Origin of the sequence: Acetomicrobium sp. UBA5826 (assembly GCF_002433005.1) — a bacterium.
Taxonomy (GTDB): Bacteria; Synergistota; Synergistia; order Synergistales; family Acetomicrobiaceae; genus Acetomicrobium.
Genome location: NZ_DJHF01000009.1, coordinates 18739 through 31452, shown reverse-complemented (window position 1 = coordinate 31452; position 12714 = coordinate 18739). Strand labels below are relative to the sequence as shown.

Annotated in this window: 8 protein-coding genes and 1 pseudogene; 7 read left to right on the top strand and 2 right to left on the bottom strand. The window is 43.3% G+C overall.

The features are described 5' to 3' along the window. Positions 1-51 precede the first annotated feature (51 nt). The 4 genes from B3N34_RS01870 to B3N34_RS01855 all read left to right on the top strand — a co-directional run bounded on the left by B3N34_RS01870 (position 52) and on the right by B3N34_RS01855 (position 6217). Positions 52-1074 carry a proline racemase family protein gene (locus B3N34_RS01870; RefSeq protein WP_286974420.1) on the top strand — a complete coding sequence of 341 codons (1023 nt, stop codon included), beginning with the start codon at positions 52-54 and terminating at the stop codon, positions 1072-1074. Positions 1075-1451: 377 nt separating this feature from the next. Then, positions 1452-2747: a dicarboxylate/amino acid:cation symporter gene (locus B3N34_RS01865; RefSeq protein WP_286974417.1), complete on the top strand. Its 1296-nt coding sequence runs from the start codon at positions 1452-1454 to the stop codon at positions 2745-2747. 103 nt (positions 2748-2850) lie between these two features. Continuing rightward, positions 2851-5277, top strand: coding sequence for a trans-4-hydroxy-L-proline dehydratase (hypD, locus tag B3N34_RS01860; RefSeq protein WP_286974415.1), 2427 nt, complete (start codon positions 2851-2853; stop codon positions 5275-5277). 22 nt (positions 5278-5299) lie between these two features. Beyond that, positions 5300-6217 (top strand): glycyl-radical enzyme activating protein, encoded by a 918-nt coding sequence (locus tag B3N34_RS01855; RefSeq protein ID WP_286974414.1) that lies wholly within the window; start codon positions 5300-5302, stop codon positions 6215-6217. A 172-nt stretch (positions 6218-6389) separates the two neighbouring features. Here B3N34_RS01855 and B3N34_RS01850 read toward each other — a convergent pair. Next, positions 6390-7624 (bottom strand): annotated as a pseudogene (locus tag B3N34_RS01850) (IS256 family transposase). 158 nt (positions 7625-7782) lie between these two features. Then, positions 7783-8790 carry a proline racemase family protein gene (locus B3N34_RS01845; protein ID WP_286974411.1) on the bottom strand — a complete coding sequence of 336 codons (1008 nt, stop codon included), beginning with the start codon at positions 8788-8790 and terminating at the stop codon, positions 7783-7785. A gap of 307 nt (positions 8791-9097) precedes the next feature. Between B3N34_RS01845 and pepV the strand changes: the two genes are divergently transcribed. The 3 genes from pepV to B3N34_RS01830 are packed head-to-tail and all read left to right on the top strand — an operon-like array spanning position 9098 to position 12705. Continuing rightward, positions 9098-10495 carry a dipeptidase PepV gene (gene pepV / locus B3N34_RS01840; protein WP_286974408.1) on the top strand — a complete coding sequence of 466 codons (1398 nt, stop codon included), beginning with the start codon at positions 9098-9100 and terminating at the stop codon, positions 10493-10495. A gap of 54 nt (positions 10496-10549) precedes the next feature. Further along, positions 10550-11659, top strand: a complete 1110-nt coding sequence (locus B3N34_RS01835; protein ID WP_286974405.1) for a DUF917 domain-containing protein — start codon at positions 10550-10552, stop codon at positions 11657-11659. 2 nt (positions 11660-11661) lie between these two features. Then, positions 11662-12705 carry an aminopeptidase gene (locus B3N34_RS01830; protein ID WP_286974403.1) on the top strand — a complete coding sequence of 348 codons (1044 nt, stop codon included), beginning with the start codon at positions 11662-11664 and terminating at the stop codon, positions 12703-12705. Positions 12706-12714 lie beyond the last annotated feature (9 nt).

Here is a 12714-nt window from a genome sequence, read left to right as displayed (position 1 = left end):
TATTATAATATAATGGCAAAGATTCTTTTCAATAACAAGGAGGTGTTTTTTGTGATTACGTTCAAAAATATCATCACCTGCATTGATTCTCACACAGGTGGAGAACCTACGAGAATCATAACGTCAGGTTTTCCGCCAATACCGGGGAAAACGATCCTGGGAAAAAGAGAATATGTGTTAAAGCATTATGACCACTTAAGGAAAATGCTCATGCTAGAACCTCGCGGCCATAGCGGCATGTATGGCTGCATCATAGTCCCTCCGGTAACGGAAGATGGTGATTTTGGTGTTTTGTTCACTCATAACGAAGGGTTGAGTACCATGTGCGGGCATGCAACGATCGGTGTTACCACTGTCGTCCTTGACACCGGCATGCTTCCTGCAAAAGAGGGCGAGAACGAAGTAAAGATCGATTCGCCCGCGGGAAGGGTGACTGCCTATGCGGATGTAAAAGATGGCCGCGTCCAAAGCGTCCGATTTGAGAACGTCCCATCCTTTGTCTTTAAGGAAGGCGTAAAAGTGAACGTGGATGGTTATGGCGAGGTCGTTGGTGATATAGCCTTTTCCGGAGCCTTTTACGTATTCGTGGACTCAGAAAAAATGGGCATAGAGATGCTTCAGGAAAATGCGGAAATATTCGTCAAAAAAGGTATGGAGATCAAGTATAAGGTAATGGACACCATGGACGTAATACATCCTTTGGAACCTGGATTAAACGGAATATACGGAACGATATTTTATACTCCCTTAAAGCGAGAAGGTAGTAATCTTATAACTAAAAATATATGTATCTTTGCCGATGGCCAGATCGACCGCTCTCCCACGGGAACTGGTACGGGAGCACGGGTTGCGCTCCATTATTTCAAGGGAGAAATGAAACAGGAAGACATAATAGTTAACTACAGCATTATTGATACCATCATGACCGGGAAAATCGTAAGATTCGCTGAAGTGGGTCCGTTTAAGGCGGTGGTGCCGGAAATTTCAGGGCGTGCCTACATTTCGGGGTTTAACCAAATTGTGCTCGATCCGGAGGACCCATTACCGGAGGGATTTAGGATTATAGGAGCATAGTTGATTAAGAAGATGTTACTTTACTATAAAAGTAGTAATTTTATGTGCAGCGAATAGAAGCATTGAATAAACGGGACTATATTCAATATACTCATAAAGGCTCATAAACAACCAAGTAAACTAAAAAGATAGCAACAACCCATCATAAAAGACCGGCATCTGTGCAGAGGGTTGCTGCACGATACTGAGTGTTTTTGAGCATCTGTTCTTTTTTCTTAAAACTTAAAGATCTATGCCAGGAACAAAATGCCGGATTCCTTAATAACGAAATTTTCCACACTCTTTGAAATAGGGGCATTTTCTATTGACCTGGTCAAAGTTGTTTACTATTATGTATGAGATACACAGTATACTATATTGGGGGGGTTGGTCTTAGGATGAACAGCGAAAACGGGGAGAGGCGATTTCTAGGCTGGTATTTTAAGATACCGGTAGTTTGGAGAATTTTAGCAGGTTTTGTTCTCGGAATTTTTGCTGGGCTAACTGTAGGTCCGAATATCCTGATTGTCGAGCCTTTAGGAGACCTAATGTTAAAATTGCTGCAAATGGTTGTTCTTCCTCTTATATTTTTTGCTATTGTAGTAGGATTTGGATCAACATCTATTTTTGAAATTGGTAATATTGCTAAAAAGATATTTGCATATTATTTAATTACGACTTTATTTGCAGCAACATGTGCAATATGTATAGCGAAAATCTTTAAACCTGGCATGGGAGTAAATTTGTCTGTTGATGGTTTTGTAAGTAATGGTGGCATAGAGGTGGGAAGTACATCATTAAGCCAGATATTTTTGAACCTTTTCCCCGATAACATAGTGGCTTCATTTGCCAAGGGTTCGTATTTACAGGTATTAATATTTGCGATGTTTTTTGGGTTAGCAATTTCATACTTAAGGGATAATAAAGACACAAGAGTAAGGGATGCCGTTCGAGCAGTTTATACATTTTGCGAGGGTGGAGCAGAAATAATGATAAAAATTACTCAAGGCATCCTAGAATACACGCCAATAGGCGTATTTGCTTTGATAGCTGCTTTGTTTGCTCAACACGGACTAAATATCATTGGAGGACTTGGAAGGTTAATAACGGCATGCTATAGCGGTTATTTGTTTCAAGTCATAGTAGTCTATGGAAGTCTCTTAATTTTATCGAAAATTAACATTAAAAAGTTTTTTTCTAAAGCAAAAGATCCCATGTTAATGGCATTCGCCACGCGAAGCAGTAGTGCTACTTTGCCTCTTTCAATCAAAACTGCAGAGGAAAAAATGGGTATATCGAGATCTGTATGTGGTTTTACCCTGCCTTTGGGGTCACAAATCAACCTAGATGGAGAAGCTTATTACCAAGTTCTTTCCATATTTTTCGTAGCTAATGCTGTTGGAATTCATTTTACGTTGGCACAGCAAGTATTGCTTGCTTTAGTGGTAACTATTGGTACAACTGGTACTGCAGGGATTGCGGGATCAGGTCCTGTAATGTTGCTGGCAGCAATGAATATGTTGGGAATTAATCCTGAGCCAGGTACAGCGGCTGCGGCAGCTTTTGCCCTAGTTCTTGGAATAGACGTAATTCTTGATATGGGCAGAACTGGTATAAACGTCACAGGCGACCTTGCTGGAACCACAATAGTCGCTAAAAGTGAAGGTTTGATCGATTGGGAAAGGTGGAAGTAGGGGTTAAGGGGGGCGTATAATATAATTAAATTAGAAATGATTATAAAATTTACAAATTACTATATAATTAGTTCATTTTATAGATAATCAGGAGGCATGTAAAATGTCCGAAGTAAGAGTGGAAAGGGAAATGGCAAAAAGAAGAGCGGCAATAAGGCCTATAAGCAAGCGCATCGCGAAGCTCAGGGAAGAAAGCGTCAGCGCTCCTGTTAAGATATCAAGCGAACGAGCAAGGCTTGTGACCGAGTTTTACAAAAGCGGGCAAGCCGACGGCAAGTCCGAACCCGTTAGACGCGCCCTAGCCTTCAAGTATTTGATGGAGCGAGTAAGCCTTCCCGTAGAAGACGGGCAGCTCATAGTAGGCCTTCGCGGTACCGGACCCCAGGAGGTGCCCACATACCCCGAGATATGTACCCACGACCTTGAGGATTTGGAAGTTTTAGACACAAGGGAAAACATGCCCTACAGGGTCGACGAGGATACCAAAAAGATATATGAAGAAGAGATTATTCCTTTCTGGAAGGGCAAGACGACTAGGGAAATTATCTTTAGCAACCTCCCCAAGGAATGGATCGAAGCTTACGAGGCCGGCATATGGACGGAGTTCATGGAGCAAAGAGCGCCAGGTCACAGTGCCGGCGGAGAAAAGATATTCACGTCGGGCGTCTTGGACGTAAAGGAAGACATCAAAAGGCAGATGAACGCTCTAAACCCAGCCGATCCCGCTTATTACGACAAGATGGAAGAGCTAAAGGCCATGGACATCGCAGCTGATGCCATATTGATTTACGCTAAAAGGTATGCCGAAAAACTTCAAGAGTTGGCGAAATTAGAAAGAGACGCCAAAAGAAAGGCCGAGCTTGAAAAGATGGCCCAAATTTGCGATCACGTGCCTGCCCATGCGCCAAAGACCTTTTGGGAGGCCTTGCAGCATTATTGGTTCGTGCACGTGGGAATAGTGTACGAGACAAATCCCTGGGATTCCTTCAACCCCGGAAGGCTGGATCAGCACCTATATCCTTTTTATGAAAGGGAAGTTGCCGATGGGACACTCACCAGGGAACAGGCAAAAGAGCTGCTCGAGGCGTTCTGGTTGAAGATCAACAATCAGCCAGCAGTGCCAAAGGTGCGCGTCACGGCAGAGGAAAGTTTTACCTATAATGACTTCACGAAGATAAACATAGGAGGCCTTAAAGAGGACGGCTCCGACGGCGTCAACGAAGTCTCCTATTTGCTGCTTGAGGTATTAGATGAGATGAGGACCTTGCAGCCAAATACTGCGGTCCAGGTGAGCGTAAAAAACCCGGAACGTTTCGTCACCAAGGCATTGAAGGTAGTAGGCCCCGGCTTTGGAGAACCTCCATTTTTCAACTTCGACGGTGTCATCGTTAAGATGCTGAGGCAGGGCAAATCCTTGGAGGATGCCCGCACAGCAGGAGTAAGCGGATGCGTCGAGACTGGAGCCTTCGGAAAGGAATCGTACATTTTAACCGGATATTTCAACTTGCCCAAAATACTTGAGATCACCTTAAACGACGGCGTCGATCCCCGAACGGGCAAAAAGCTGGGCTTAAGCACTGGAGATCCCCAGAAGTTTAAGACCTTTGACGAGCTATGGGATGCCTTTATGAAGCAGGTTAAGTATTTTATGGACATCAAGATGAAGGGAAATGACATCATAGAGTCCATATTTGCCAAGCACTTTCCCGTTCCCTTCATGTCGCTTTGGCTTTGCGATTGCGTGGAAAAGGCAAAGGACTACAATTGTGGCGGCACGCGCTACAACACCCAGTACCTCCAGGTTGTAGGCCTTGGTACCATTTCCTACAGCTTGACATCTATCAAATATCACATCTTCGACAAAAGGGCTGTGCAGATGGACGAACTGCTCGATGCCTTGAAGTCCGACTTTGCCGGCAAAAACGAGATATTGCGGCAGACCATATTGAACAAAACTCCCAAATACGGCGAAGATGACGATTATGCCGACAAGATAGCCAAAGACCTTGTGGACCAAGTCGTCAGTATGATCGAAAGCTATCCTCCCTCGCCCATAAGGAGGGCGTCGAAGAGGGCGTACTTTTTGCCTACCACTGCTCACGTCTATTTTGGTAAAGTCACAGGCGCTACCCCTGACGGCAGAAAGGCAGGCTTCCCTGTGTCGGAAGGCATATCGCCCGTCCAAGGAAGCGACAGGAAGGGCATTGCAGCCGTTTTCAGGTCCGTCTCAAAATGCGATTGGGACAAGACAGGCGGTGCCTTACTGAACCAACGGCTTAGCCCCGATCTTCTCGAAGGAGAAGAGAACGTCAGGAAGCTGGCCCAGTTGATCAGGACCTTTTTCATGATGGGCGGCCATCACGTGCAGTTTAACGTCGTAAGCACCGAACTGCTCAAGGAAGCGCAAAGAAGGCCCAAGGACTTCCAGGACCTCATGGTGAGAGTCGCCGGCTACAGCGATTACTTCGTTAATTTACCAAAGGGATTGCAGGAAGAGATAATAGCCAGGACCGAATACGAGCAGGTTTAAACAAAGGAGAAAACTACGAAAAATGGATGATGCAAAGAACAGTTGCCTTGGATTAATATTCGACGTTCAAAGGTACTCCATACACGATGGACCCGGCATAAGGACGACCGTGTTCTTCAAGGGATGTCCTTTGCGGTGCTGGTGGTGTCATAATCCTGAGGGGATAGACTCTGGCAAGGAGTTGATGTATTTCGAGTATAAGTGCATGCACTGCGGCACCTGTACCCATGTATGCCCCATGGGAGCAATAGAATTCGATGGTATACCGATCATTAGAAGATCTATGTGCATCGCCTGTGGTAGTTGCTCCGCGGCCTGTCCCAGCGATGCTTTGAAGCTCATAGGAAGGGAGTACACCGTGGGCGAGCTCATGAAGGAGATAGAAAGAGACGTCCTCTACTTCGATAATTCGGGCGGCGGAGTTACCTTTTCCGGTGGCGAGCCGTTGTATCAGCATGAGTTTTTGCTTGAGGTGTTGAAGGAATGCAAGAAAATAGACATCCATAGGACGCTTGATACGTCTGGATTTGCGCCGCAGGAAGTTTTAGCCTCAGTCGCGGATTACGTGGACCTTTTTCTGTATGACCTTAAGCTAATCGACGAAAAGGAACATATCAAATACACGGGCGTATCGAACGCTCAGATCAAGGAAAACTTGCACTTTTTGGTGAACTACGGCAGGGCAAAGGACATAATACTCCGTTTTCCTGTGATCCCTGGGATAAACGACACGCCTGACAACGTAGACGATATGGTCGAATTTATCTCGACTCTAAAGGGCTTAAGGGAAATAGACCTTCTTCCTTACCACGACGTAAGCGAAAAGTACAACAGGCTCGATAGGGACTACAAGATGACGGTCCACAAGTCCCCTTCGCGGGAAAGGTTAATGGAGATCAAAAGGAAATTTGAGGACATAGATCTATATGTTAAGCTTTAAATGGGACTATCCTAGATTTTGTGTAAAGTCCTAACAGGTGCAAAATGAGGCGTTTGAAATATGGGCCCGGTGCTGGTTTTCAGCTCCGGACCTTTTTAATTATACCAAATAACAGACAGTCAGGCATAGCCATATTTTCAGGCTATACATTTTATCTGACATAGGGCATCTTTCAGATCCTGCCTTCGAAAAATACCTCCAACTGAGAGTGGATAGTACCCCAGTCCTTACGGCGCCCAGTCCATTTCTTGGTTATGTCCATCATTGCCAGATAAAGCATCTTTAACAGGCTGTCGTCTGTAGGGAAAACAGTCTTGGATTTGGTAACTTTTCTAAGCTGACGGTTGAATCCTTCAATGGTATTGGTCGTGTAGATGAGGGTCCTGACCTCAATAGGATACTTGAAATAGGTGCTAAGGTCGGCCCAATGCTCCTGCCATGACTTGGATATTTTGGGATATTTCGCATCCCATTTGTCCCCAAATCTTTCAAGGCTGTCCAAAGCTGTCTGCTCATCTACTGCGGCGTATACCTCTTTTAGATCTGACATGAGGAGCTTTATGTCCTTATAAGAGACATACTTGGTCGAATTGCGTATCTGGTGGATTATGCACTGCTGGATCTCAGTCTTTGGATATGCCGCCTCTATTGCGCCGGGGAATCTGCTTGAGACCGTCCACACAGGCTATAAGGATGTCTTCCAGTCCTCTATTTTTCAGACTGTTCAGCACAGAAAGCCAGAATTTGGCGCTCTCGTTCTCTTTGGTCCACATTCCAAGCACTTCTCTGGTGCCTTCCATGTTTATGCCTATTGCTATGTAGACTGCCTTCTTTATGATCTGCCCTTCGCTGCGGACGTGGTAGCAGATGGCATCCATGAATACTACCGCATAGACGCTCTCAAGAGGTCTGCTCTGCCATTCTTTCACCAACGGCAGTATCTTGTCCGTTATCCTGCTTATTGTAATGTCTTGAGACAGAAAGACCGTATATGTCACGAATATGGGTTTCAATGTCTGAGGTGGTCATGCCTTTTGCGTACATTGAGAGGATCTTTTCTTCTATGTCTCCTGATATGCTTGTCTGCTGTTTCTTTACAAGCTCCGGCTCAAATTCTCCCTTGCGGTCGCGAGGAACGTTCAGGTCTATCTCTCCGTAGCTTGATCTTGCTTTCTTGGGGCTTGTGCCATTACGGCTGTTGTCTGTCGTCTTGTTTTTGTAATCGTATTTGGTATAGCCAAGTTCTTCGTCCAGTTCACCCTCAAGACCATTCTCAAGGAAGGTTCCTATCATTTCCTTGAAAAGGTCATGGATATCCTCCATAGAGCTCACTTTTAGCTCCTGGAGCAGACTGCTCATCTTTTCCCGCTTTGCTTCACGTTCCGGATCTCGATTTCTTCTTGCCATAATAAAACCTCCTGATTAGTGCTCTCTATTTTGCACCTTTCAGGAGGTTTACACAATTTATGGGATGGACTCTTTTAAATTTAAAGATTAAAGAAAATAAGGCCTCAAAGCTGTTAACCGGCATTGAGGCCTTATTTTTAACGGTTTGCACGATCTGTCTATCGCAAGGTAAACCCATATTTTAGCGGATCTTCGTCGTCTATCATGTAATGGCTTACGCCGGTCACAAAGGCCCTGCCAGTGATTTCAGGGATTACTGCATCTAGGCCTGCGACCTTTGTCGTTCCATTTAACCTTCCTATGAATTGTGTGCCCAGTATGCTTTCGTTTATGAATTCCTGGCCAATTTTGAGTTCCCCACGGGCAAAAAGGGAGGCCATTTTAGCACAGGTCCCCGTACCGCAGGGGGAGCGGTCAAGCGACTTCTCGCCAAAAATTACGGCATTTCTATAATGTAAGTCTTCTTGTGGCACCTTTTCGAATATCTCGACGAGGTCGATCGTGTTTATATGCGGTTTTTCAGGGTGTTTAACTTTAATGGCATTGTTTGTGCATTCCAGTATTTCCATTCCTGCATCGATCAGCTTTTGAGCATTAGGCTTTTCGATCTTTAAGTCTAATTGTTCGCCTGAAATCAGGGCAAAAAAGTTTCCTCCAAATGCGATATCCATCTTTATTTCGCCAAATGACGGTGTGTTTATTGATACGTCTTTTCTATATAAGAATGCGGGCACATTTTCAAAGGTCACTCCCCTTGTCCTACCATTTGAGACTGCAACCCAGGCTTTGACGATCCCTGCGGGAGTATCTAATGTTATGTTCGTAATGGGCTCAGTTGGCGTTACCATTCCCATCTCGACTGCGACTGTACATACCCCTATGGTTCCATGTCCGCACATGTTCATGTATCCGCCGCTTTCTATGAATATCACACCGAAATCCGCGTCAGGTGTCGTTGGAGAGGTCATTATCGCTCCGAACATATCGCTATGTCCCCTTGGTTCAAGGAGCAAGGCGGTCCTCAAATAGTCCAGGTTGGATGCCATGTATTCCTTTTTTTCGGACATGGTTTTACCGGGAATGTTTGGAATGCCACCGATGACCACCCTTGTCGGTTCTCCCATGGTGTGGGAATCGACTGCAATTATTGAACGTACAGATTTCATTCATAAGCCTCCCTATTGCTATTTAACCGCAATTGTTCTATAAGGACAAAAAAAATGCTTTGTTTTATTTTTGAAAGACATTGTAAATGAAAATTGTCTCATTTATCCTTTTAGGTGTACATGTGTTTTATACATTGGCCAAGTTCTTTTCTTTTACCGTTAGACTATAACATAGCATTATATGAACTAGCAAGCGGTCGAAGCTAATTCCAGAATTATGGGATCGTCAGTGGAAATCGTGGTTTAGATATAGGTACTATTTTACCTTGATATTATATTAAATAATGTGAGGTATGAGGTAAAAACTATGAATGTTATTTTAGATAAGATGATCGACGAATATTTTTGTGAGATGGTTGAAGACCTGAAAAGTTTCATAAGAATACCGAGCGTTCTGGATGATACAACTAAAGACAAAGGGTGTCCCTTCGGTTTGGAAGTAAGCAGAGGCCTTGAATGGATTCTTGAAAAGGGAGAACAATTAGGCTTTAGGTCTACAAATTTAGATGGTTATGCTGGGTATATTGAGATAGGGGACGGCATAGATACAGTTGGAATACTGACTCATGTAGACGTAGTTCCCGCTGGAGCAGGTTGGTCTGTTGATCCTTTTGGGGGAGAAATAAAAGATGGAAGCATTTATGGTCGAGGGTCTATCGACGATAAGGGGCCAATAATTGCAACATTGTATGCTTTAAAAGCCATCAAAGAATCTAACCTTCCTATTTCAAAGAGAATTAGGCTTATTATCGGAGCAGATGAAGAGACCAATAATAGATGTATACAATATTATCTTAAAAAAGAAGGATCTCCTATATACGGATTTTCACCCGATGCTGAATTTCCCATAATACACGCTGAAAAAGGTATTTTACATATTGACATTATAAAAAAATTTGAAGTAAACGCATCACTAAAAGTTAATTTTAAAAAAATAGGCGGAGGAACAAGGGTTAATATGGTGCCCGGGGAGGCGGAAGCTTTAATTGTAGGATCCACATTGCGGGATGTTAATCAAAAACTTCAAGATAGTATTTTTAGGAACAAGTTACAAATTGAGGAGATTTCGGAAGGGGTTCTTGTAAGAGCGCAAGGAATTCCTGCACATGCCAGCGAACCGTATGATGGCGAGAATGCTATTCAAATATTATTGAGCTCTTTAAAAATCCTCGGAATCGATAACAGTGATGTTCAATCTTTTATAAACAAATTAGCAGAAAAAGTGGATATGGAGATCGATGGGCGAAGTCTCGGAATATCTTGTAGTGATGACATATCTGGCGCCTTAACCCTGAACCTTGGCGTAGTGGACGTTAACGAGGAACGGGGAATATTTAAGTTTGACATAAGATATCCGGTGACAGCAAATGGCTATGAAATAATAGAAAAGTTGAAGCAAGCATTAAGCGATCTAAACACAAAAATTGTAGTGAATGACCACGAATTACCTTTATATGTCAGCCCACATGCTGAATTTATAAAAAAGCTTCAGTATGTATATAAAAAAATGACTGGAGATGACCCTAAACTTCTTTCCATAGGAGGGGGTACTTATTGCAGATACGTTAAAAACGCTGTGTCTTTTGGCCCGGTATTTCCTGGTCAAAGGGAATTAGCTCACTGTTCAGATGAGCATATTACTCTCAATGATTTGAGATTAATAGCAAAGATTTATGCGCAGGCAATTTGGGAACTGGCCAAATAAGTTATATCAATAAAAGCATAATCAGCAGGAAGACAAAGGGGGTTTAAAAGGGAATTGACAAAATTAACCTTTCAAGATGTTGAGGATATTTTGGTTGGCTGTACGATATTGAGTACGGGTGGAGGTGGGGATCTTGAGAAAGGCTTAGCCCTTGTTGAAGAGGATTTCAAAAAGGGGCGGGAATATAATTTAGTATCATTGAGTGAAATTGATGATGACGCAATTTTTACAAGTCCTTATTTCTGCGGTGCAATAGGCCCTCAAGAAAATGATTCCCTATCGAAGTATAAAAAGATAGAAGAACTAGAAACTGTTCTAGCTGTTTCGGCTTTAGAAAAATACATAGGGGAAAATATACCAGGTATTGTATCGATCGAATATGGTGGTATGAATACTGCCGTTGCAATGTCTACAGCAGCTAGGTTAGGAAAGTTTATTGTTGATGCCGATGCAGCAGGTAGAGCCGTACCAGATCTTCAATTTTCTACGTTTTATATCTCTGGAATTCCAATATATCCTCTTGCTGTGGCAAGCAACATCGGAGATATAGGAATATTTGAAAAATTTGCCGATGATTTTAGGGCAGAGGAAGTTGTGAGGGCAATCGCGGTTGTAAGTGGTGGGATGGTAGGTATGACTGACCACCCTTGCAGAGGAAGGGATTTAAAAAGATCTGTAATACCTGATGCGCTTTCCTATGCGCGAGAAATTGGCAAAGCTCAAAGGATAGCTACAGAAAAGGGTTTAGATCCAATAAGACAAATCGTTTCTGCGGGAAACGGTTTTCATCTCTTTGATGGTATCGTGAAAAAAGACACAGAGTGGAAGGTAGAAAGCGGCTTTACATACGGTACAATAGAAATTGAGGGCGTTAACAAGTTTAGAAACCATGCAATGAAAATATGGTTTAAAAATGAAAATATGATGTGTTGGCTTGATGAAAAAGTAGTTGTGACTCCGCCAGATTTAATTTGTGTGGTTGAAACTGGAACGGGATATCCCATAACAAACCCGCATTGTAGGAGAAATATGAAAGTTTCTGTGATAGCTTTTAAGGCCCCCGAAATATGGAGGACAGAAAGAGGTCTATCTATACTAAATCCGCGGTTTTTTGGATTTGAAGAGGATTATGTGCCAATAGAAACGAGAATTAAGGAGGTGTAAGCATGGCACAGTTTTATGAATACGAACTTATGAAATCTGCCCTGGTCTTGACAAGGGACATGTTCCAGTTAAAACCTGGAGAAACCATCGTAGTAACAGCTGATACGGAGTCCGATGGGCGAGTAGTAAACGCAACGGCAGCAGCTGCTTTTGCAATGGGTGCAAAACCAATGGTCATATGGCTTGCCTCTCCGCAAGGGGTAGGTAAAGCGGCAGATCCTGCGTTACCCCTAGAATCACTTTCGGCTGCCTTATGTAAAGCTGATGCATGGGTAGAGTTTAACAATCAGTGGTTGCTTTATTCAACCCCATTTGAGATAGCGATGGAAGAAAACAAGAAGCTACGCTATCTTTGCTTGGTGGGCATGAACGTCGACATGATGGTTCGGACAATTGGAAGGGTAGATCGAGGAATCTTATCAGAATTCTTGCATAAAGTTACTGATTTAACTGCTAAAGCTAGGCATGTAAAAATCACGACTCCTGCTGGAACGAAGTTAGAGTTCGATAATGAACCCAATTATACATTTAGTTGTGATGATGGCGATTCCTCGAAACCTGGCATGCACATGTTGGCAGGTCAAATTTGTTGGATACCCAGATTTGAGACTATAAACGGTGTTCTCGTTTTTGATGGCACCATCTCTCCTCCATGTGGACATTTGAAGCAACCTGTTATTTTGAATGTAGAAAGAGGCAGAGTGGTGAAAATCGAGGGTGGAGAGCAGGCGCTTGAGTTAAAGAATTGGCTTGAAAGTTTCGATGATCCGAACATGTTTAGATTGGCTCATGTATGCTACGGCTTCAATCCTGGCGCGAAACTTACAGGGAACGTATTAGAGGATGAAAGGGTCTGGGGTTGCACAGAGTGGGGTCTCGGTTATTTGAGTCCTATTGATGCACCTCCGGAAGGTATAAAAGCCAAATCTCATTGTGATGGCATATGTTTGAACTCTACGGTATGGCTTGATGATGTGAAAATATTGGATACGGGTCAAATTGTTCATCCAGAAGTGATTGAGTTGGCTAAGAAATTAGATCACTAAAATTTGCTT

What these genes read in the sequence shown, in the direction of transcription:
- pepV (WP_286974408.1), top strand. Translation starts at nt 9,098, where the DNA reads ATGAATGTTATTTTAGATAAGATGATCGACGAATATTTTTGTGAGATG.
- B3N34_RS01855 (WP_286974414.1), top strand. Translation starts at nt 5,300, where the DNA reads ATGGATGATGCAAAGAACAGTTGCCTTGGATTAATATTCGACGTTCAA.
- hypD (WP_286974415.1), top strand. Translation starts at nt 2,851, where the DNA reads ATGTCCGAAGTAAGAGTGGAAAGGGAAATGGCAAAAAGAAGAGCGGCA.
- B3N34_RS01865 (WP_286974417.1), top strand. Translation starts at nt 1,452, where the DNA reads ATGAACAGCGAAAACGGGGAGAGGCGATTTCTAGGCTGGTATTTTAAG.
- B3N34_RS01830 (WP_286974403.1), top strand. Translation starts at nt 11,662, where the DNA reads ATGGCACAGTTTTATGAATACGAACTTATGAAATCTGCCCTGGTCTTG.
- B3N34_RS01845 (WP_286974411.1), bottom strand. Translation starts at nt 8,790, where the DNA reads ATGAAATCTGTACGTTCAATAATTGCAGTCGATTCCCACACCATGGGA.